General features: G+C 67.5%; 20 protein-coding genes and 1 tRNA gene. 15 read left to right on the forward strand and 6 right to left on the reverse strand.

The genetic code is table 11. The features are described 5' to 3' along the window. Nucleotides 1-5: 5 nt before the first annotated feature. The 3 genes from ACIQMV_RS06660 to ACIQMV_RS06670 all read right to left on the reverse strand — a co-directional run bounded on the left by ACIQMV_RS06660 (nucleotide 6) and on the right by ACIQMV_RS06670 (nucleotide 6,926). Nucleotides 6-1,496: a restriction endonuclease subunit S gene (locus ACIQMV_RS06660; RefSeq protein WP_402591629.1), complete on the reverse strand. Its 1,491-nt coding sequence runs from the start codon at nucleotides 1,494-1,496 to the stop codon at nucleotides 6-8. Then, the gene (locus ACIQMV_RS06665; RefSeq protein ID WP_402591631.1) at nucleotides 1,493-5,176 is read right to left on the reverse strand and encodes a DEAD/DEAH box helicase family protein; all 3,684 of its coding nucleotides are present in this window, start codon (nucleotides 5,174-5,176) and stop codon (nucleotides 1,493-1,495) included. The genes ACIQMV_RS06660 and ACIQMV_RS06665 overlap by 4 nt, the downstream gene beginning before the upstream one ends. A 655-nt stretch (nucleotides 5,177-5,831) precedes the next feature. Continuing rightward, nucleotides 5,832-6,926 (reverse strand): DUF1152 domain-containing protein, encoded by a 1,095-nt coding sequence (locus ACIQMV_RS06670; RefSeq protein ID WP_402591633.1) that lies wholly within the window; start codon nucleotides 6,924-6,926, stop codon nucleotides 5,832-5,834. Nucleotides 6,927-7,006: 80 nt separating this feature from the next. Here ACIQMV_RS06670 and ACIQMV_RS06675 point away from each other — a divergent pair, with 80 nt between their 5' ends. The 14 genes from ACIQMV_RS06675 to ACIQMV_RS06740 all read left to right on the forward strand — a co-directional run bounded on the left by ACIQMV_RS06675 (nucleotide 7,007) and on the right by ACIQMV_RS06740 (nucleotide 16,527). After that, complete coding sequence (locus ACIQMV_RS06675; protein ID WP_402591635.1) at nucleotides 7,007-7,747, forward strand: GntR family transcriptional regulator; 741 nt, start codon at nucleotides 7,007-7,009, stop codon at nucleotides 7,745-7,747. A 278-nt stretch (nucleotides 7,748-8,025) separates the two neighbouring features. After that, nucleotides 8,026-8,463, forward strand: a complete 438-nt coding sequence (locus ACIQMV_RS06680; RefSeq protein WP_402591637.1) for an ATP-binding protein — start codon at nucleotides 8,026-8,028, stop codon at nucleotides 8,461-8,463. A gap of 89 nt (nucleotides 8,464-8,552) precedes the next feature. Then, complete coding sequence (locus tag ACIQMV_RS06685) at nucleotides 8,553-9,281, forward strand: GntR family transcriptional regulator (protein WP_402591639.1); 729 nt, start codon at nucleotides 8,553-8,555, stop codon at nucleotides 9,279-9,281. A 127-nt stretch (nucleotides 9,282-9,408) separates the two neighbouring features. Continuing rightward, nucleotides 9,409-9,759 (forward strand): hypothetical protein, encoded by a 351-nt coding sequence (locus tag ACIQMV_RS06690; RefSeq protein ID WP_402591641.1) that lies wholly within the window; start codon nucleotides 9,409-9,411, stop codon nucleotides 9,757-9,759. 5 nt (nucleotides 9,760-9,764) lie between these two features. Further along, nucleotides 9,765-11,138, forward strand: a complete 1,374-nt coding sequence (locus tag ACIQMV_RS06695; protein ID WP_402591643.1) for an FtsK/SpoIIIE domain-containing protein — start codon at nucleotides 9,765-9,767, stop codon at nucleotides 11,136-11,138. Nucleotides 11,139-11,218: 80 nt separating this feature from the next. After that, nucleotides 11,219-11,848 (forward strand): DUF2637 domain-containing protein, encoded by a 630-nt coding sequence (locus tag ACIQMV_RS06700; RefSeq protein WP_402591645.1) that lies wholly within the window; start codon nucleotides 11,219-11,221, stop codon nucleotides 11,846-11,848. 18 nt (nucleotides 11,849-11,866) lie between these two features. Further along, the gene (locus ACIQMV_RS06705; protein ID WP_402591647.1) at nucleotides 11,867-12,058 is read left to right on the forward strand and encodes a hypothetical protein; all 192 of its coding nucleotides are present in this window, start codon (nucleotides 11,867-11,869) and stop codon (nucleotides 12,056-12,058) included. Next, complete coding sequence (locus tag ACIQMV_RS06710) at nucleotides 12,058-12,249, forward strand: mobile element transfer protein (protein ID WP_402591649.1); 192 nt, start codon at nucleotides 12,058-12,060, stop codon at nucleotides 12,247-12,249. Before ACIQMV_RS06705 ends, ACIQMV_RS06710 begins: the two co-directional genes overlap by 1 nt. A 9-nt stretch (nucleotides 12,250-12,258) precedes the next feature. Continuing rightward, nucleotides 12,259-12,453: a hypothetical protein gene (locus ACIQMV_RS06715; RefSeq protein ID WP_402591651.1), complete on the forward strand. Its 195-nt coding sequence runs from the start codon at nucleotides 12,259-12,261 to the stop codon at nucleotides 12,451-12,453. Nucleotides 12,454-12,467: 14 nt separating this feature from the next. After that, nucleotides 12,468-12,725: a SpdD protein gene (locus ACIQMV_RS06720; RefSeq protein WP_402591653.1), complete on the forward strand. Its 258-nt coding sequence runs from the start codon at nucleotides 12,468-12,470 to the stop codon at nucleotides 12,723-12,725. A 131-nt stretch (nucleotides 12,726-12,856) separates the two neighbouring features. Beyond that, nucleotides 12,857-14,176 (forward strand): replication initiator, encoded by a 1,320-nt coding sequence (locus ACIQMV_RS06725; RefSeq protein WP_402591655.1) that lies wholly within the window; start codon nucleotides 12,857-12,859, stop codon nucleotides 14,174-14,176. Further along, entirely contained in the window at nucleotides 14,176-14,346 is a 171-nt protein-coding gene (locus ACIQMV_RS06730; protein WP_402591929.1) for a helix-turn-helix transcriptional regulator, read from the forward strand. Before ACIQMV_RS06725 ends, ACIQMV_RS06730 begins: the two co-directional genes overlap by 1 nt. After that, nucleotides 14,343-15,716, forward strand: coding sequence for a tyrosine-type recombinase/integrase (locus ACIQMV_RS06735; protein WP_402591657.1), 1,374 nt, complete (start codon nucleotides 14,343-14,345; stop codon nucleotides 15,714-15,716). Before ACIQMV_RS06730 ends, ACIQMV_RS06735 begins: the two co-directional genes overlap by 4 nt. 265 nt (nucleotides 15,717-15,981) lie before the next feature. Continuing rightward, nucleotides 15,982-16,527, forward strand: coding sequence for an NUDIX domain-containing protein (locus tag ACIQMV_RS06740; RefSeq protein WP_402591659.1), 546 nt, complete (start codon nucleotides 15,982-15,984; stop codon nucleotides 16,525-16,527). Between the two features lie 5 nt (nucleotides 16,528-16,532). Here the strand turns inward: ACIQMV_RS06740 and ACIQMV_RS06745 are convergent, their stop codons facing one another. From ACIQMV_RS06745 to ACIQMV_RS06755, 3 genes are all read right to left on the reverse strand, one after another. Beyond that, on the reverse strand, nucleotides 16,533-19,067 hold the full coding sequence (locus ACIQMV_RS06745) for a tetratricopeptide repeat protein (RefSeq protein WP_402591661.1): 2,535 nt from the start codon (nucleotides 19,065-19,067) through the stop codon (nucleotides 16,533-16,535). Next, a complete protein-coding gene (locus tag ACIQMV_RS06750) occupies nucleotides 19,064-19,654 on the reverse strand; it encodes a hypothetical protein (RefSeq protein WP_402591663.1) in 591 nt (196 codons plus the stop codon). The genes ACIQMV_RS06745 and ACIQMV_RS06750 overlap by 4 nt, the downstream gene beginning before the upstream one ends. Nucleotides 19,655-20,225: 571 nt before the next feature. Continuing rightward, a tRNA-Arg gene (locus ACIQMV_RS06755) sits at nucleotides 20,226-20,297 on the reverse strand. Nucleotides 20,298-20,410: 113 nt separating this feature from the next. Here ACIQMV_RS06755 and ACIQMV_RS06760 point away from each other — a divergent pair. Further along, nucleotides 20,411-20,881 carry a response regulator gene (locus ACIQMV_RS06760; RefSeq protein ID WP_141366248.1) on the forward strand — a complete coding sequence of 157 codons (471 nt, stop codon included), beginning with the start codon at nucleotides 20,411-20,413 and terminating at the stop codon, nucleotides 20,879-20,881. The last annotated feature ends 80 nt before the right edge of the window (nucleotides 20,882-20,961 follow it).

Here is a 20,961-nt window from a genome sequence, read left to right on the forward strand (position 1 = left end):
GGTGCTCACAGGGGAAGTGCTTCTTGGCTGCCGGAGGGAACCGGGCGGCCGGAGGTCTGGGGGGCAGCCGGGGAGGTCGTACGGGATACGCGCTTACGCCTGGACTGCTTGACAACGGCAGTCCGCTCAGCGCGAATCCGGTCGAGGAGGACGGAGGCGGGCTCGTCATCGGGATCTTGGGGCACCAGAGCTCCGGTGAAAGCTGCGTGGAGGAGGGCATTACGGAGCCTCAAAGCCCTCGCCCAGCCGTCAGTTACCGCTTCTCGCAGTCCCCGCAGGTCCTCTTCCAATTCCTGAACACGAGCAACTATGTTCCGCTGCGTACCAAGAGGGGGAATCGGAATTTCGAGGTTCTGGATCTTCCCCTTGTTAAGCGCCGGTTGATTCCCCCCTGAAGCCTCCCTGCGCGTTTCTTCATAGCGAGCCATGAGGAAGTAGTACACAAACTCGGGCAGAATGGCAGTTTCTGAGACTCGGATTGATGCACAGTTCTGGTTATGTGCCGCAGGAATATCAAGGATTGCCGCCTGCCCGCGCGTTCGCCCTTCGCCGATCATCGCAATCATCACCGTTCCGGGCGGGTGAATCCGGGCCTCAGGATTTGTGATCGAATCAACCGTGATTGACTCTCTCGTAGATGAAATGTGGCCGAAGGACACCTCTCCACTGCTCACCCAGGGGACATCACCACCCCAGTAAGCTGGATTGCCGCGTGAGGGAGTTGACCCAACAGCAACTTTGAAAAGCTTTCCTATAGTTGCCCATCGCCACCCGTTGGGGACATCCCAAGGCCCCTCATCCAAGGCAACGGAGTCCCGGACGAGAACCTGCGCATCCCCCTCAGAAAGGTCTTCGGGAACGAGTTTTCCGCGCAAGGCATCATGAAGGACGGCCTGAAGAAAGTTCTTCCCTTTTGCGTCCGCAGCATCGAGAGCCGCCTCGCCCGCCTCGATGTACGCCAGCTGATCGTCCAGCTTGGCGACGATGCGGTGCTGTTCACTCAAAGGCGGAAGCAAGGCGGGGAAATTCGAGAATTGCTCCCAGTAAGCCCGGGGGCGGTCACCCTTCGGGTTCTTCTGCATGACATAGCGGACGAAATCAGAACTCAAAAGTCGATGCAGCAAGAAGCGGGGATCGATGGCTTCACTCGGAGGGAAAACAATAAATTCCCCCGAGCAAATTCCATCAAAGTCGGCAAGGACCACCTTGTTCAGATAAGGACGCAACCGCCCATACAGGAGATATCCTGGCCTTACGATGGGCGATGAACTTTTGATCGAAGCAGCCGAGCCGAAGTTCATCACCCGCCCCGTATGCGACTCGACGTTATCCATCCCCAGATACGGAAGGTCGTCTCCCGCGGTCGGTTTATACCTATCCGAAATCGGGGAGATGATCTCTCCGAGTGTTGTGCGAACCCACCCCGGAGGCAGCTCGCTCGCGACATCCCCCTCGGAGTCCGAACACCCCGGCCCCACACCTGAGTCGGTCGTCACGCGCTCAGCTCCCTGTCCAGCTCATTGATGATGTGTTCCGCCCGCGTCCCCCCGAATTCGGCGATGAATCCGTCCGTGCCGTTGTGCGAGGTGAAAGGGGCGTAATCGAGGTCAGCGGTGTCGAAGCGTACACGCTCAGCCGTCGCCGCGGCGATGCGGTCGAGCCACCAGCGCTGTCGTTCGGTGAAACGCGCGCCCGCCTGTTCTTGGCGGGCGATCCAGGCTTGATAGCGCTCGCGCACGAGCTCCTCGTGCGGGCGGGGTGCCGGGGCGCCTTGTGCGGCTCCGCCCGCGAGTTCGTAGCGGAGCAGGGCGAGCAGATCGGAGACCGTGTGCTTGCGCTGGGCTCCGTCGGTCACCGCCTCGCCGACCTTCTCGTACGCCTTCCACAGTCTGTCCGGAGTCCATGCACGCGGCGGGCGGGCGATGCTGCGGACCACGTCCTTGAGCCGGTCCATGGCGACGCCAGGCGGCACGTCGGAGCCGGCGCTGAACGCGACGGACAGCGCCGCGATCTCGTCACGGTTCTCCGCGATGTAGCGGCGCCAGTCGCGGACCGTCTCCGTCGCCGCGTCTTCGTCGTCGGCGACGGCTCCCGCGCGAAGCAGCTCGTCGGTGCCGTTCTCGTCGTAGAGGATGTCCTTCGCGCGCCGCATCTCCAGCAGGCGGGCGCGCAGCGGCGGTGTCGCGGCGAGGGGGCGGACGGACTGCTCGATGAGGTCGCGTACCGCGCGCTCGGGGTCGCGGCCCGCGCGCTCGGCGGCCTCACGGACTTCCATCTGCCGGTCCGCCGAGACGGCTTCGACCATCCCGTGAACGATCTTCTTCAGTTCCAGTCCGCCGCTCAGCCGCTGGATCTCGGCGCGCTCCTCGTCCGTCATCTGGATGTCGAGCTTGGCGAGGCGGGCCGCGAGGGTGGAGACCTCTTCCTCCTCGATGGTGTTCGCTGCGGTCTTGCGGAGCAGCTTCTCCAGGCTGATCTGCTTCTCGGTGTGGCGTTCCAGTGGTGCCGCGTCGACCTTCGGCTTCTTCGTCACGCCGACCGCGTCGACGATCACGAAGCGGGTCTTGGGGCCGACGCCGGGGGTGACCTTCTCGAAGTCGGTCAGGGACAGGGTCCGGGCGCCGCGGCCCTTCATCTGCTCGAAGTAAGCCCAGCTCTTGACGTCCCTGAGGAACAACAGGCATTCCAGCGGCTTGACGTCCGTGCCCGTGGCGATCATGTCGACGGTGACCGCGATGCGCAGTTCAGGAAGGTTACGGAAGGCCGCGAGGCGCTCGGAGGCGTTGCGGGCCGCGCTGGTGATCTTCGCGCAGAAGTCGTTGCCCTTGCCGAAGACATCGCGGACGACCTCGACGATCTCCTCCGCGTGGTTGTCGTTCTTGGCGAAGACCAGCGTCTTGGGCACGTACATCTCGTCGCACCGCAGCGCGCCGGTGGCCGGGTCGTGTTTGGCCCGCTCGGGGAAGATCTCCGTGAACAGCCGGTCGTGGAAGGTCTGGACGACCGTACGCAGCTGATCCTTGCTGATGACTCCGACACCGACCTGGTTGGCGCCGTACTCGATGTCCTCGTCGATGTCCTCATAGCGCTGGCGGCGGGTGCGGCGGTCGCGGACCGGGATGGTGCCGTGTGCGATGACACCGCCCTCGGCCGTTATCCGCGTCTCGATCTCGTAGACGGAGAAGTCGACGTTGACGCGGTCGGCCACCGCCTCCTGGTAGGAGTACTCGCTGACCAGGTTGCCGTTGAAGTAGCCGAAGGTCTGGGCGACGGGGGTGGCGGTGAGGCCGACGATGGGGGCGTCGAAGTATTCGAGGACGGAGCGCCACTTGCCGTAGATGGAGCGGTGGCACTCGTCGACGACGATCAGGTCGAAAGCTTCCGGAGGGATGTCGGTGTTGTAGCCGACCCGGATGCCGCCCGGCACGTCGACGTCGTAGTCGATCTCGCCGTCGCCGCGGTCGCTGCCCGGCAGGCTCGCGCCGGTCAGCTCCATGTAGAGGCGCTGGACGGTGGAGATGACGACCTTGGAGGAGGCGAACATGCCCTCCGCGCCGAGGCGCTGGACATTGTAGAGGTCGGCGAACTTGCGGTCAGTGTCGGGAGTCTTGAAGTTTTCGAACTCGGCGAAGGCCTGCACACCTAGGTTGTTGCGGTCGACGAGGAACAGGACGCGCTCGGCGCGCGCGTACTTGAGCATCCGGTACGAGAACGTCACGGCCGTGAACGTCTTGCCGGCGCCGGTGGCCATCTGGACGAGGGAACGGGACTGCCCCATCCCGTGCTGGCCCTTGCCGAGCGCCACCGAGTCCTCCACGCCGCGCACCGCCTTGATCTGCGCCGGGCGCAGCGGGCGTTCGTCGAGGTCGGGCATGCGCCAGCGCAGCCGGGCCCGATAGCTGGGGGCCTGCTCGTCCTCCTCGGCCTGGCGGACCCAGCGGGCGAGGGTGCGCGGCTGGTGGAAGGAGAAGATGCGGCGGGTACGGGAGTCCGGGTCGAGGATGGACCGGAAGCGGGTCTCACCGCCGTCGCTCACGTACCGGAACGGAAGCGGGGTGCGCCAGGCGTTGAGGCGCTGCTGGGCGTCGGTGAGATGGTCGGCGTAACGGTCGGCCTGTGTCTCAGCGGCGGACAGGTCGGCGCCCTCGCGCTTGGCCTCGATGACGCCGACGAGTTTGCGGTCGACGTAGAGGGCGTAGTCGGCGCGGCCCTTGGCAGTGGTGACCTCGCGAACGGCGACGCCGTTGCCCCGCCGGTCGCCCTGGACGTGGAGGTTGAGGTTCGCGCCGCCGTTCTGGACGTCCCATCCGGCCGCCCTGAGCATCGCGTCGAGCCGCTCGCGGACCTGCACCTCGGTGAGGGGTTCGAGGGAGGCCTGCTCCGCGTTGTCGAGGAGACGGGCGCGTTCGGCGACGGCGGCCGACGCGGCGGCCCGGTCGGTGCGGTCGGCGCGGCTGCGGCCGATCCGCGTGGCCTCGGCGGCGGCCTGGAACTCCTTGAGTTGGTCCTGCATGGCCGCGACGGCGCGGGCCAGCTCCTCACGCTCGGCCTGCGCCTGAGCCAGCTCGCGCTCGACGGCGCTCCGGGCGGCCTGTTCGGCCTGGCCCTGGGATGCCTGGTCGTGGTAGCTGAGGCGGGCGTCTTCGAGTTCCTTGCGGGCCTGGGCGACGTCCTGAAGCAGGCGCTCGTTCTCGGCGGCCGGGGTTCGGTCGGGGCTGGGCGGCACGAACGGCAGCTGCTCGCGCGAGCCGGTGAGCAGCCGGTGGTACCAGACCCCGAGACGGAAGCAGGTGCGCAGGGCCCGGAAGGCGTCGTCGGCGTTGTCGAGTCCCGCATGGCTCGCCTCGTTGCCGAGGGTGCGCACCTCGTGGAAGGCGGTGCCCACGTCGCCGTGGAGGTAGCCCTCCCGGTCCAGGGCTCGCAGGCGATCGAACTGCGTGCTGCCCTCCACGCGGACCCGGGCCCGGCTCACCAGGTCGGCCGCCATGGCCTCCGCGAACTGGCGGGATTTGATCAGGGACGTGTTCGGGTCGCTGAAGACATGACTCTCGGCGGCGGTTCCGTATGCGACGAGCAGCGGAAGGTGCGGCAGCAGGAAGCCGAAGTTGCGGGACTGCCCGGCCAGGCGTACGAGTCGGGGGTCTGGTGTCTGGGGCGCCCCGCCTGCGCTGCTCATGGGGTGGTACCGCCTCTCCGGGAGTGCAAAGGTCGCCGATGCTTTGTGCAGCGTGATCGCTCGTTGAGCCTAACTGGCGGCCGGTCTTCTGCGCCGGTCTTCGGCACTACAGTTCCAGCTGGCCTGACCTGGTCCCGCCACCATCGCATTGCCACGCGCCAGCGCCCGACCCGAACCGCTGCCGGTGGATTGACGTTGGATCTGGGGAGAGCATCGAGTGATGAGAGAGAGGGGGGTCCCCGATCACCGTGACGATCCGGCCGGACCAGAAGCGTGACGTCCAGCCGATTGCCGGACTGATCGGGGAAATCAAGGTTGGCGGAGCGGCTTTGGGGCGGCGCTGCTTTGGCGCGAGTGACCATGGCCCCGTAAGCTTCCGGCGCGTCGGGCAGTCTGTGGACCTGCCCGGTAAAGCACGACGTTGGGGCCATGATCTTCGAGGCTCGCGCCAAAGTGGCTCCGTAAAGCCGCGGAGCCGACCGCCCCAGCCACGACTCACCCCTTCTCTAGCATCAGGCGGCTGATCGCCAAGAGCGCGGCACGGGCGCCGGCCGGGCTGGAGCGGGGCGGAGACAGGAGCGCAGGCCCGGCCGGGGGCCGGGCCGCGCGCGGCGAGCGGAGCGAGCCGCCTTGAACCCGTGAAGAAAGTTGTTACTCAGGTTGCATCTGGGATGCGCCATAGGGGTACGTCGTACTGCTCCGGCCGGCTGTTGATGAGGAGCTGCCGCAAGTCGCCGCGCTGCAAGCCGCTGAAGTTCAAGGCCTCGGTGATGCGGCGAAACGTCGTGTGGGTGACCCCGCGGGCGCGGGCTTCACTCTCGAACTGATCGAGCTGGGCCCAGACTGCAGCCGGGTCCAGCTTGGTGGGCTGCTGCTCCTTGAGCCACAGAGCCTTGTTGCGCTCGTAGTCGATCTCCGAGTAGCCGCAGATCTCGCGGCTGTAGGCCTCGGCCTCGTCCAGGTGCGCGGTCGCCATGATGGCTCGGGCCAGTTGGTTGTGGCTGATGGCGTCGTCCAGGTCGACCTCGCGCACCGTCGGGCTCTCGTCCGTGAGCGACACGGGGAGTCCTGCGTCTCGGATCTCGCACGTGCCTCGCACGCCTCGGGCCGTGGCCACGAGGAGCGCGGTTGCTTCGGATGGGTGCCACTCCAGAACTGGGCTGATCACATCCGCGTCGCTCGCGGTGAAGGTGTGGACGACGGGGCCCAGCGCGGTGGCCAAATCTTCTGGCAGAAGCTCGCCGTCCAGGCCCGGCCCCGCAACGAGGAGTCGCACAGGTGCGTTCACCTGGCAGCACGCTGCCAGCGTGAGGGCGTCGGCGAGTGGACTCTTCAGTGTCGGCTCGCCGCCCCGCGCGAGGACGTCCCCGCCCACGTCCAGCAGGTCGATGGACTCGGGCGCCAAGTGGCTCACTAGGTCTTCGAGTTGGTGGGTGAGGCCTTCTGCTCCCTGGTAGGGGTCGAGCAGGGCGAAGGTGTGCGGGAGCTCTGCTGCGAGTCGGGGGAGTGTGGAGCCTGCGGGTGCGATCGGGCGTGTCTGTGCCGGCACTGCCCACACGGCCGGGGTGAGACGCTGCAGGCCGGTGAAGTCGGTGGGTCGTCGCGGGCCCGGTAGCGGGTCGATCAGGAGGCGGTCCCATGCGTACGTGAGGATCACCGCCTGGTCCTCGTCGCCGTAGAGGGCGGCGTGAAGCATTGCGGCGGCGACTGCGTCGCCCCCTCCTCCTGCTGCGACGATCAACCTCGTCATGCGATCAGACTACGGGTTCACAGGTTGGCCACTCACCCTATAGTGGCCAAAGGCCATAGCCAGTTGAACAAGGAGGGGAGATGCCTCAGATCGAAGAGGCTCAGCCGAAGTATCTCCAGATCGCCCACTACATCCGTGATCAGATTCTTCGGGGTGACCTGCGGCCGGGGGACGAAGTTCCCTCGGAACGGCAGCTCGCCACAGACTGGAAGGTGTCCCGGCCCACGGCCGCAAGGTCACTGGAAGCGCTGAGCCATCAGGGCCTGGTCGAGAAGCGCCAGGGCTCGGGAACGTACGTGCGCAGTCTCGAAGTGAACCGGCGTGCACGGGAGTTGTACGGGCGTGCCCGGCAGACCGGGAAGATCTATACGTCCGGCGAGTACGCGGTGATCACTTCGGCCGGTTGGCTGGAGGCACCGGACTACGTCGCTGAGGCCCTGGGTCTGGTGAAGGATCGTCGAGCCGTGCACCGCCGGCGCGTGACGAACAACCAGGACGGTCCGATCACGCTGTCCACCTCGTGGTTCGCTCCGGACGTCGGCCAGCGTGCGCCCAAGCTCACGGATCCCGAGCGGATCCAGGAAGGGACGCTCATGTACGTCGAGAGGATGACAGGGCGTCAAGGCAGCTACGCGGAAGACCGCATGTGCGCCCGGGCCGCCACGGACGAGGAGACGGTCGACCTGCGGTTGGAGCCGGGATCCGCGGTCCTCATCGTCCATCACGTCGTCTTCGACCTCCAGGACCGGCCGCTGGAGTTCGCCGAAGCCACCTACCCGCCGCACCGCTGGGCGTTCGAGCAGGGCTACCCACTCACCTGACGACTCGCCAGTTGCGGCGAACCGCTTGCGCTCCCGAAGTGGCCAATGCCACTATCCACAAAGTGGCTAAGGCCACTTGGATGAGAAGGGGGCACGACGTGACGAGTCGGCGGCCGGAGCAGGGTGCGCGGTTAGCTTGCCGGGGGTGTAGGGGGCGTGGGTGGAAGTGCGTCGCCTCTCGAACGGCGCTGGCGCTCTCCACGGCCAATGACCGCAGCCGTGCCACGTCGAAGCGGCGCTGCCTCGACTGTGACGGCAGCGGCAAGGAGTGAGCACGCATGGCCTACACGATCGACCGTTACCCCTGCCAGGACTCACCGCGGCTCGGAGCGATGATCTTGCATCCGGAGCCTGAGTCCGTGCCCCGGGCTCGGCGCTGGTTCCGGAAGTTCATCGCTCCGTACAGCCCGGCCTGCTCGGTCGATGACTGCACTCTGATGATCTCGGAGCTGGTGACCAACGCCATCCGCTACGGGAGGTCGGACGACCCCTGGCTGGTGCGGGTCGAGTGGTTCCGCGAGGGAACCTCGCTCCGCGTCGAGGTGCACAACCCGGGCTTCCCGGCGAATGTACGGCTGCGGCACCCGGAAGCGAACGACGCTCACGGGCGGGGGCTGCTCCTGGTCGACTCCATCGCCGACTCCTGGCACTCCGGGCCCAGCCACGTCGGCGGAACGGTCGTCTCCTTCGTGGTCGCTGATGCCTGGCCGGCGTGATGGGATAGCCCACCTCTTCTACTGCCACGCTAAAACTGCCGCTAGTCTGGTTGACCAGTTGACTTGGCCAATCTCGACAGGCGGCGTTCATGGCGTATGAAGTGGAGCCACCGAAGTACGTGCGCCTCGCGCAGACGCTTCAGCGTCGCATCGAGGACGGCACGTATGCGCCCGGCACCCGCGTACCGAGTGAGAACCAGCTGGTGCAGGCCTTCGGGATGTCCCGCCCGACCGTCGTACGAGCCCTGGAGCTGCTGAAACGGGACGGTTGGCTTGAGTCCCGGCAGGGGTACGGCACGATCGTCCGAGGCCGCCCGGAAGTCATCGAACAGAAGGACCGGCGGGGGCGTGAGGCGCTGGAGCGCGACGAGTCGCAGGGCACGGGCCGCCTGATCGAAGTCAGGCACGTGCCTGTCCCGGCTCGGATCGCCTCGGCGCTTGGCCTGCCGAAAAGGGCCGAAGTCCTCATGCGCCGCATCCTGGTCGAGGAGGACGGCGAAGCTGTCGAGTTGGTCTCGTCGTACTTCCCCGCCGGCCTGGTCGAGGGTACTCAGCTGGGGACCGATGAACCTCTGAGTGGGAGTGCCCGCGAACACCTCGAAGCGCGGAAGAAAGTCCGCTTCGACCACGTGACTGAGCGGGTCTCCGCTCGGTTGCCCGAGGCGCGTGAGGCCGAGCTGCTGGATCTGCCGGACGGCGTTCCTGTGCTGAGCGTCCTGGTCGTCGCCTGCGACGCCTCCGGCCGATCCTTGCAGGTCTCTGACGTGCTCCTTCCGGCTGACCGGCAGGAACTCGAAGACACCTACCGTCTGAGCTGACGCCGCCCTTCGGGCGAGACTCCCCCGGTAGTCACTTGACAAGTCAACCCGGCATCCCTAGGTTCGAACTTGCTAAGTCAACTTGTCAGGTCGACAGGTTGATCGACTCTCAGAAGGAGCAATCCCTGTGCGTGTGATCCACGTTGACGCCTCAACCGCCACAATCCTGCTCACCGAGGCTCCGGCGCCGAAGGTGCGCGACCGGCAGACCGGCGAGATCGCCAAGGATGCGGTGACCGGTGAGGCACTGATGACCGTCGGCGTCGTCTACATCGACGAGGGCGAGTCGTCGCTGATTCAGGTCACCGTTCCGGAAAGCGGAGTGACCGAGGGCCTTACGGTCGGTGCTCCAGTCTCGCTTCCGGGTCTGGTGGCACGGCCCTGGGAGAGCGTGTTCAACGGCAAGGAGCGGCACGGCATTGCCTACCGGGCGACCGCCGTTGCCCCGGGTGCCTTCCCGATGGCTCAGGCGGGCTGATCGCCGTGACGGACCTGGTGACGTTGGCCGAGCTGGGTGGTTCGCTCGCTGCGATAGGCGGCGCCGCCTACGCCCGGCACGCCTACCCGGCGGCGTACTGGTCCACGGTCGGACTGCCGCTCTCGGTGGCCCGGCTGCTGGCCTCGTACTCCTCGACCATGGACGCCTGCGGCCTGACCGTCGCGCCGTCCCGGTGGCGGGCGCTGGCCGTCCGGGCGACCACCCGCCGTGAGGTCCGGCCGGTGCCTCCTCGGCGGGGCATCATCCGACCCACCACGACCGGCTTGCGCATGCGGCTGCGGCTGGCTCCGGGCCAGGAGCCAGCGGACGTGGCGGCCTCGGCCGAACGCCTCCGGCACGCCTGGGGTGTCCACGCCGTCCACGTGCGGGACATCAAGCCCGGCGTCGTCGAACTGCGGCTCGTCGGCTTCGACGTGCTGCGCAAGGTGCGGATGCCCCGGCGCCTCGACAGCGGCCCGCTTCAGGTCCCGGTGGCGTTACGGGAGGACGCAACCGCCTTCGTACGGAACTACCGGACCGTTCCGCATGAGCTGGTGCTCGGCGCCACGCTCTCGGGCAAGTCCATGTACCTGCGGAACCTGCTGACCGGGCTGGCTGCTCAGCCGGTGGTCCTGGTCGGCATCGACTGCAAGCGCGGGGTCGAACTGGCGCCCTTCACGCCCCGGCTCTCCGCCCTGGCCACCGACCCGGACCAGGCGGCCGAGCTGCTTCCCGCGCTTGTGAAGGAAATGGAGGACCGATACGACCTGATCAAGGCCCGGCAAGGCATCGCGCCCGGCACCCCGGAAGAACTGATCACCTCGGACATCTGGGGACTTCCCGAAGACGAACGTCCCGCTCCGATCGTGCTCTTCATCGACGAGGTGGCCGAACTCTTCCTCGTCGCCACGCGGAAGGAGGAGGAACGACGGGACGAGATGGTCACCCAACTCATCCGGCTCGCCCAACTCGGCCGCGCTGCCGGGATCTACCTCGAGGTCTGCGGGCAGCGCTTCGGCGCCGAGCTGGGCAAGGGCGCGACCATGCTCCGCGCTCAGCTCACCGGCCGTGTCTGCCACCGCGTGAACGACGAAGCCTCGGCGAAGATGGCGCTCGGCGACATCGCCCCTGAGGCCGTCCTCGCGGCCTGCGCCATCGCCCCCGAGCTGCCCGGCCTGGCCGTCGTCGGCGACACCTCCGGCGGCTGGTCCCGCATCCGTACCCCCTACCTCTCCCTCGCCGACGCTGCGGCCACCTGCCGTACGAGGGCTCACCTCGCCCCCGACGTACCGGCGCTCGATCCCTTCCGGCCGTACGTCCCGCCGATGCCGGTGGAGGCGACCGGACCCGTGGCCACGGCCCGCCCGGTCACCGAGTAAGGGCACCCGCTCCCACGGCCACGGCCGTCCCGTGCCACGTCCCTACCCCCTCCATGCCTGGAACCGGAAGGAGTCGCGCCGTGCGTACCCTGCCCGTCCGCCTCGACGCCGTACTCGTCCAAGCGCTGATCGCCGCCGCGCTGTCCTTCGCCCACCTGCACGACCTGGCCTCGGCTGCCGGACAGCACGGATGGAAGGCATGGGCCTACCCGGTCTCCGTCGACCTGCTGCTGGTGGCGGCCTGGCGGCGGCTCCGCTCCGGCGGGGCGAAAGCGGCCGGGTGGTGCTGGTTCCTCGTCGCCCTGACCGCCTCGCTCGGCGCCAACGTCGCCACGGCCGGGCTCCTCGACCTGGGCGCCGTACCGGCCTGGCTGCGCATCCTCGTCGCCGGATGGCCCGCGGTCGCCTTCCTGGGCGGGACGCTGCTCGCCCACGGAGCCACCGCGGATGCCCCACCGGCGGAGCATGAGTCGGCCCCGGAACCCACGGCGCCCGAAGCGCCCGCCTCTGCACCCGAGTTGCCCGCTGCGGAGCCCGAAGCAGCTCCGCTCTCCACGACCCCGGTTCCGCCGGCGCTCGTCGCGCTCGCGCGCAAGGTCGCCGACGAACACCGCGCCCGGACCGGAACGCCCATCGACACCTTGACCCTTCGCGCCCGGCTCGGCGTCCCGCTGCCGCTGGCCGAAGCCATCGCCGCCCAACTCGCCTGACCCGGAGGACCTTCCACCGTGCGCCCGTCCACGCTCCGCGCGCTGAAACGCGCCGCCGAGCTGACCCGACAGAACCGCCTCACCGAAGCCGTGCTCATCGCCGAACCCGTGATCCTCGCCGCCGACAGCTACGAGGGCGACGAGATCTTGCGCTGGCTGGCCGACCACGTCACCGACTTCACCGGCGAAACCCCGAAGGAGACCCGCTGATGACCACCAACCGCCGCTTCCGCAACGTCGCCCGCATCGGCCCCGTCCAGGTCGCCACCTACTACGACGGCCGGGGCCGCGAGAAGCACACCGCCGCCTGCACGGCTCCGCGCTGCGGCTTCGCCACGGACTACGACAGCCGCGCTGCCGCCGAGCTGGCCGCCCGTACCCACCGCTGCGCCGTCCGCTGAGGAACTCCCGTGACCGTCTCGCTGCCGCTCGTCTTCGTCCTGGGCGCCATCACCTGGGCCGCGATCAAGTTCCTCGGCGTCCGTCTCTGGGTCGCTGTCGTGATCGCGCTGTTCGGCTTCTGGCTCTCGCACACCTTTCTTGCCCCCGCCATCGAGTCCGGCACCCGTTCCGGGGTCGGCGTCGTCAACGGCACCCAAGAGTGACAAGGAGGTCCGCCGTGCTCCGCCCCAAGCTGCCCGACATCCCGACTCTGCCGACGACAAGCGTCGCGCCTCAGCAGACGCAGGCTCCGGCCTCCTCGGCCGGCCGCCCGGTCGCCCCGTACGTGGGCGTCGGTGTCGGCGCGGTCGCCGCCGTGGTCGTCGTCGGAATCGTGCTCACCGCGCTTCTGGCGGCGGTCGCCGTCTCGGCCGTGTCCGTGGCCATCGCCGCCGTGGTCCTGCGCTCCCTCCTCAGCAGCGCGCACAAGCGCTGACCGGCCACCGGGGCGGCAACACGCCGCCAAGCATCCCGCCGCCCCGGGGCTGTCCCTCCCAACCGCCGAAACGGCCGAAAGGAACTCCCATCATCACCCGGCAGACCCCGCCCCCGCTGGCGGAACTCTCCATGCTGGCCTCCCTCGGCACCATGCCCGAGCTGGCCCGCCAACTGTCCGGCCTGGGCGGCTGCACCCGCCCCGTACGGCTCGACGGCCACCGCACCGAACACGCGGTGGACCAGACGACCGGCGAGATCGGCCGCGTCCTGCACCACCTGGACTCCTCGGCCCTCCCCGCTGGCCAGCTCCTCGTTCGCTGCAACAACCGCCGCGCCACCCGGTGTGCGGCCTGCGCCGAGACCTACCGCCGCGACACCTACCACCTGATCACCGCCGGACTCCGCGGCGGCAAGGGCACACCCGACCAGGTGGCCACACACCCGCGCGTCTTCGCCACCTTCACCGCCCCCGGCTTCGGCCCGGTCCACAACCGCCTCACCAGCGGGCGCGCCTGCCGCTGCGGCATCCGGCACGAGGAACGCGACGCCGCCCTCGGGACGCCCCTCGACCCGGAGACCTACGACTACGAAGCAGCCGTCCTGTGGAACGCGCACGCCGGAGCCTTGTGGCGGCGCTTCTCGATCTACCTCCGTCGGGAAGTCGCCAAGCGAGCCGGCCTCACCCAACGGGACTTCCGCGACCACGCCCGGATCTCCTTCGCGAAGGTGGCCGAGTACCAGAAGCGGGGTGCCGTCCACTTCCACGCCGTGATCCGCCTGGACGGCCCGGAGGGCGGCGACTGTCCGCCTCCCGTCTGGGCCACGGCCGAGGTGCTGACCGATGCCATCCGGGCCGCTGCCGCCACCGCGCGAGTCGACGGGCCGGTGATCGACGAACGGGCTCACACCTTCGTCTTTGGCCGACAGCTCGACGTCCGCACGATCCGCTCGGCCGACTTCGACGGCGGCCAAGAGCTGACCGAGCGGGCCGTAGCGGCGTACATCGCCAAGTACGCCACCAAGGGTGCCGAGGCCGCGACCGGCACCCTGGACCGGCCGATCAAGTTCCTCGCTGAGTTGGCCCAAGCACGGATCACCGAACACGCCCGGCGCATGATCCGCACCGCCTGGGTCCTGGGCGCCCGCCTCGAACTGGCAGAGCTCCGCCTGCGGGCCTGGGCCCACATGCTCGGCTTCCGCGGCCACTTCTCCACCAAGTCCCGCCGTTACTCCACCACCCTCGGCGCCCTGCGCGACGCTCGCGCCGACTGGCGCCGGGCACAAGTGGCTCCACCCGTCCCGCAGGACGGCGAAACCACGCTCGTCCTCGCGCACTGGGTCTTCGCCGGTACCGGCCTGTCCCGCGCCGAAGCCTGGCTCGCCGCGTCCCTCGAACCCGCCCCCGGAACGGAAGGAGAACCGACGTGGACCGCCGACGCGACGAACTGATGACCGTGAACCAAGTCCTCGACGAGTTGGGCGGTGTTTCCCGGCGGACCTTTTACCGCTGGCGTGAGTTGGGTCTTGGGCCAGCGGCTTTCAAGCTGCCCAACGGTGAGCTGCGAGTCTGGCGGAGCGACTTCACCGCTTGGCTGCGGCAGTTGGAGGCGGCGGCGTGAAGTCTCTCGACGTAAAGGTGTGGGGCGTCCGGAAGAGGAACACCAAGAAGTCGTCCTATGACGTCCGATGGACTGTCGCCGGGAACGTGTTCTCCGAACAGTTCCGTACCAAAGCGCTCGCGGACCATTACCGTTCCAAGTTGCTCCGTGCCAGTCATGCCGGCGAAGAGTTCGACACGGCGACGGGGCTACCCGACTCGATGGTCGAGAAGGCGGCCTCAATGACCTGGTACGCGTTCGCTCTGAAGTACCTGTCCATGAAGTGGCCGCATGCGGCGCCGAACACGCGCAACGGGATCAATGAGGCGCTGACCGCCCTGACGATGGCCCTTCTCGATGAGCGTCCGGGGCAGCCGTCCGAGGAATTGATCCGGAAGGCGCTTCGCAACTGGGCCTTTGTCCTTCCTGGTCCGAACGAGCGTGAATTGCCGAGCGAGATCGCGAACGCTTTGCATTGGGTGGCGAAGGCATCGCGTCCCCTCTCGGACCTCGGTGATGCCGCGATCGGCCGGGCCGTCCTGGACTCGCTCAAGCTGAAGCTCGACGGGACGGCGGCAGCCGCGGAGACCGTCCAGCGCAAGCGCCGGACACTAGTCAACGCGATGCACTACGCGGTGGACCTTGGTGAGTTCAAGGAAAACCCGGTGACGGGCATCCGCTGGAAGAGGCCGAAGGTCGCCGGGGAGGTCGATCCCCGGGTGGTCGCCAATCCCGAGCAGGCTCGTTCCCTGCTGGCCGCGGTCTCGTATGTCGGCGGGTACGGCCGCGCGCGTGGCCGTCGACTCGTCGGCCTGTTCGCCTGCATGTACTACGGCGCCCTGCGTCCGGCTGAGGCCGTCGGCCTCACCAGTGCGGACCTGAAGCTGCCCGAGGTCGGTTGGGGGACGGCACTGTTGAACCGGACGCGTCCCAGTGTCGGCAAGCAGTGGACCGACTCCGGCGAGACCCACGACGACCGGGGTCTGAAGAACCGACCGACCGAAGAGGTCCGGCTCGTACCGATCCCGCCTCAGCTCGTCACCATCCTCCGGCAGCACCTTGAGACGTTCGGCACTGCCGAGGACGGGCGCTTGTTCACGAACGAACGCGGGGGAGTGGTCGGCTCCTCGACGTACTACCGCGTCTGGCAGGACGCTCGGGCGCTGGCGCTCCCGCCAGCCGCAGTTGCCTCCCCGCTCGCTGCGCGTCCGTACGACCTCCGACACTCGGCCCTGTCGACCTGGCTCAACTCCGGGGTGGACCCGACCGAGGTCGCTGAGCGAGCGGGAAACAGTGTCGAGGTTCTGCTGAGCCGCTACGCCAAGTGCATTGACGGGCGGCAGGAGATCGCCAACCGCAAGATCGAAGAGCTGTTGCGCGAGTATGAGTGATCATGTGCGGCGTTAGGCTCAGGCCCCCGGCTTTGTCTGGGGGCCTGAGCCATTACTGCATCTGATCAGGGAACGTACCCGAAGATCCCGTCTGGCCCCCGCGCTCCGCTCCGTGGGCACTACAGTTACTTGTGCGCGGCGCGTCACATTGCGTCGCTTTGTTGCGGGGCCGTCTACGGTGTCGGGGAACCCGCCTGGGCGCCGCGGCACGTACCATCGCTGCACGCTGAAGCCGAACTGGTGCATCTCCGGTAGGACTTCCCTCATGACCAAACGACGAGGACCATGGATCCGCCACGGCCGGGTGCCGTTGTGCGCGACACCACGCCTCACTGCCTACCGGGACGAGGTCACGCTTCCGCATGGAGAGCGGGGCACCTATGACTGGGTGCAGGTGCCAGACCAGGTGCGGGTGGCCGCGTTGGTCGACGGGGCGCTTCTCGTCGTCGAGCAGTACCACTACCTAGCCGGACCGATGTGGCAGCTGCCGGGCGGGTCCGTGGATCCGGCGGACCGCGGCAGTCACACAGCGGCCCAGCGGGAACTGGCCGAGGAGACCGGCTACCGCGACGGACGGTGGCGCGACAGGGGCTCGCTCCACGCCCTGCCCGGAGTCACGCCCGCCCGCGTCCACCTGTGGAGCACGATCGACCCCACGCCGTTCTGTGCCGCACCAGAACCCGCTGAGGCGGACTTGTTGGTTCGTCGCGTTCCCCTGGACGAGGCGGTTTCCGCAGTAAAGGATGGGCGCCTGCGGTGTGCGGCCAGCGCGGTCATGGTCATGATGCTGGCCCTGGAACGGAGTCTGTGAACCCGTCAGCCCAGGCCGCCCAGCGCGTCTAGGTCGAAGTCCTCCTCGCGGCCGGCGAGCCGGTCCTCGCAGCGCTTCAGCTCCGCCTTGAGATCGGCACGCCGCTGCGGGGCGAGCGCGGTCCGGTCGAGAATTCCTCGTAGGGCGTCCCGTCGGATCAGGAGGTGGACGGGACGCTCGGAGCTGACGAACTGCTCCGTGTATGCGTACGCGGTCTGGTAGTCCTGCTCGGCAATGCTCAACCGGGCCCTGAGGCCGGTCCGAATGTCACGGCGCTGCCTGCTGAACTTGCGGTCGAGTTGGTCCAAGGCCGTGCTTGCCTCATCGACGCGGGAGGTGCGCAGCGCACAAAGCACGTAGTTGGCCAGCACCTCAAAGCGTACGCTCTCGGATTCGTCCACTGCCTTCTGGGCCAATTTGTAGGCCGTCTCCATGTTACCGAAGAGGTACTCCACGCGTGACGTGCGGTGGCTGACCATCTCCGGGCGATCGATGGCCGCCAGACGCACGAGTAGCGAGAGTGCCGTGTCCCGGTCCCCCAACTTGCAGGCGATCTGTATCTTCAGGTCCACGACGTAACGGTTATCGGGCTGTTTCTCCTCCGCTCGGGAGATGTGCTCGTTGGCGCGGGGCAGATCACCCAGACGAAGACAGCAATCGGCCATCTCGCGGTGGATCGCCATGCCGCCGCGCCCGCTGTCGAGCGCCTTCTGATAGTGGCGCAGAGCCTCTCGGTAATCGCCCTTGTGCCTCTCCAGGAAACCTGTGAGAAAGAACGCGTCGCGCACCTGACCACGTTTCTTGAGCTCTGCGATGTGATCACCCGCCTCCGTGAACTCGCCGAGCTTCACATGGGCGCGAATGAGCGTCGTCCTAGCCTGGTGGATGCCGGGATCGGCGCCGAGCGCGTCGGTCGCCATGTCGACGGCGCGATGGTACTCCTGCTCGTGGTAGTACTGCTCGGCCAGCTTCACTCGGTCGGTGAGCAGGGCATACGCCCGGGGAGTGGACTGTTGCCCGGCCTTGTCCATGGCGCGGAACAGGGTGCGTTGCAGGGCCAAGTAGTCGGTTCCATCCTCAGACCGGGCCAGGAACTCGTCGAGTCTGCCTGCGACCGCCCGGTACTCGGCCTTGGTGCAGGCGCCGAACTCACGGCGAATCGCGTCCACAGCGGGCCCGGACACCTCGTACCAGCCGCCGGTGGTCGGGACTATCAGAGAGACGTCGATGAGATGGATCAGGGCCTTCTCGATATCGTCGTCCGAGGTACTGGTCGCCTCCTGCAGGACAGACAGCGGCAGCGGGCTGTTCGCCGCCATGACACGGAGGATCTTCCGCTCCAGGTTGCTGAACTTGTTCTGTTTGAGATAGCTGGTGAGCGGCGACGCGCCGAAATCCGAGAGCGCCCGGCCGCGGATCCCGAGGTCGGGACCGTAGGCCGTTATCAGTTCGAGCGCGAACGTGACCGAGGGCGGATAGCCGCGGACCGCTGCGGTGATCTCCCTGACGGTCGCGGGGGCCAAGGTGATCTGACGGGCTTTCGCCGTGAGGCCGACGAGACGGCTGATGTCCGCATCTTCCAGGGGCCGGAGATGGACCACGCCGAGCTGGCGCATTCCTCGCGCGATGAAGTGATCCGGCGAGGGCCGCCTGTTCGTGAGCAACGCGGTGACGATGTCCGGGTACTGACTCAGCGACTCGATCAGGTCGAGGATGTACGGCGCAATGTCGCCGTCGTTGTCCAGGAGCCCACCCGCGTCATGGAGCACGGGCATCTGGTGGTACTGGCAGATCTCCTGGAACTTGGCCAGCGCATGAGCAAGGGCCTGCGCGTCGTTAAGCGCGGTGATCTCTCTGGTCATCTGCAGGGACTCTTCGGGGGTCTCCGAAGGATCGACCAGCGCGGAGAGTTTCGCGGCGAGGGCCTGGACGGTGTCGCCGGGTTCCACGTCGATGACCAGAAGGGTCTCCAGGTCCAGCGACTCGCGGACCATCTTGGTCAACGTGGCGCGTCGGCCGATGCGGGGAAGCCCTGTCACGCAGGCGACCTGACTCTCCGCTCCCGGTTCCGGCGCGGAGTACACGTCCTGAAGTGCCGCGATCTCGGCGGCTCGGCCGACGAAGCGGGGGCTCTGGCCCTGACGCACCAGATCATCGATGAGGGTTCTGATCCTGCGTGCGGCAGGTTTCGCCGCGATCGTCGTGATGTGTTTGGTGCGGTTCAGCCACTCTGGCAGATCCTCGGGCGCGATGTCCCGGTCCAGGCGGACCACTAGGACGTTCTTGATCCGACCCATCGCTGCTTGGAAGCGTGCCTCACGGATCTCATGTCTCACCCAGGGGGAGGCCAGGGCGGCTTTGCTAAGGAAGAAGACGAAAGCCGCTGATTCCTTGAGGGCCTCGTCGATGGAGCTGAGGATATCGCCGCCGGCGTGGAATGACCGGTCGTCGATCTTGGCAAAGGCCCGGCCGACCTCGGACGCCACTTCTCGTACGAAGGCGGCGTCCTGCGTCGAGTAGGAGAAGAAAGCCTTGATCACGGGGCGGCCGGTCCTTTCGGGGCTGGCGGCTGGGACGAGACGGACGCTTGCGGAGCCTGGGCGGGGACGATTTCCGAGGTCCCGATCAAATCGGCGGCCCCTGCCACATTGCCCAGCACCTGCGCCAGTTCCAGAAGAACCAGACGCAGCGAGTCGAGATCGGCTCGGAGAGCGCCGATCTCCTGCCAGGTGTTCTCGTGCTCGACGGCGGACCGGCTGGCCGGCGAAGAGCTTTCCCAGGCCGTGAGTCGCGGATGCCACTTGCTGAGGACGGGCCGCACCGCCCTGTTCAGCACGGTGATGGCGAGGATCCCGAACGAGACCTCGTTGCGCGCCCCGGGTGGCGCGACGTCGGGTCCGTACCGTTTGAGAATGTCGCGGACCGTCGCGAAGAGGACGTACATGGAGGTCAACGCCTCACGCGCCGAACCCTCGTCCTCACGCAACGGGGCGACGGATACCCGCGTCACCAATTCCACGTAGAGCTCCCAGGCAGCCCGCTGCTCGGCGTCGTCGGGCTCCCACTCACCACCGATCTCCCCCAGGAACGGAATGGTGATCTTGACGTTCAGCCGCTTCGGCCGCATGCGCCCCCCTGTACCCCTGCATGTGTCGATGCGTCAGATGGTAAATCAGTCACGGGAGCACTAAAAGGCCGGAGTTCAGAGAGGGGGCAGCGACAGGAATGCGGCGACGGCCAGGAGGGCCACATCGTCGGTGATCCCCGTCCCCGCGGGCCAACGCGACCACAGGCCGCGGCGTAGCAGCCGGGACGGCAGACCCTTGCCTTCGACCGTGAGACATACAAGCAGCGCAACACCATCGAACGGTGCATCAACCGATTGAAGCAGTGGCGCGGGATCGCCACCGCTATGCGAGGACGGCCACGATCTACCTGGCTGGACTCCACATCGCGGGCATCGTCCTCTGGTCCGCCCGATGATCCAAACGAAAGCCCCTAGGTCTCTGGCCCCTGGACTCCTCCCAGGCCTTCGCGTTTGCTGGCGCTGACCTGGGCAGACGCTCCAAGATCCTGTCCACGAATAGTCCACAGACCCCGTCATAAGGCCGCCCAGCGCTGCATACGCCTGCACGCGCAACAAGACCCCGCCTCAGCGTTCTCGCTGGTGGCGGGGTCTTTTGGCACCTTCTTCGAGGTGCCCCCGGCAGGATTCGAACCTGCGCACACGGCTCCGGAGGCCGTTGCTCTATCCCCTGAGCTACGGGGGCGGGTCGGGCGCGTTGTCTGCGCGGCGACGGGTAGAACACTACCAGTTCCGGGAGGGTGGTCATGAACGTTTTCCGGTGGGGCCGTGGGGGTGGGTCCCCCGGACGGGGTGGAAGTGGGGAAAAGCCGGACGCGGTGGCCGGTCCGGACCTACTCTCGAGTGGTGCCAGCCGCTTCGGGTCGGGTGCTTGTTGTGGACGACAACAAGGTCATCCGGCAGCTGATCAGGGTCAATCTTGAGCTTGAGGGGCTCGAGGTCGTGACCGCGGCCGATGGTGCCGAGTGTCTGGATGTCGTGCATCGGGTGCGGCCCGATGTCGTCACGCTCGATGTCGTCATGCCGCGACTTGACGGGCTGCGGACCGCGGCCCGGCTGCGGGCCGATCCGCTCACCCGTGATCTTCCGCTCGCCATCGTCAGCGCCTGTTCGCAGTACGAGGTCGAGACCGGGCTCGATGTCGGCGTCGACGCCTTCCTCGCCAAGCCCTTCGAGCCCGCGGAACTCGTGCGGGTCGTGCGGCGGTTGATCGACGGTGGGGCCCGTGGGGCCGGGGAGGCCGAGCCCGCCGGGCGTAGTAGCGGCTGAATCGGTTCATGGGTATCAGCACGTGGGCGGGGGCGTTCGCCGTTGCCTCAGATGCCTCAGATGCCTCAGCTGATCGACGT

The organism is Streptomyces sp. NPDC091412 (genome assembly GCF_044756885.1).
Lineage (GTDB): Bacteria > Actinomycetota > Actinomycetes > Streptomycetales > Streptomycetaceae > Streptomyces.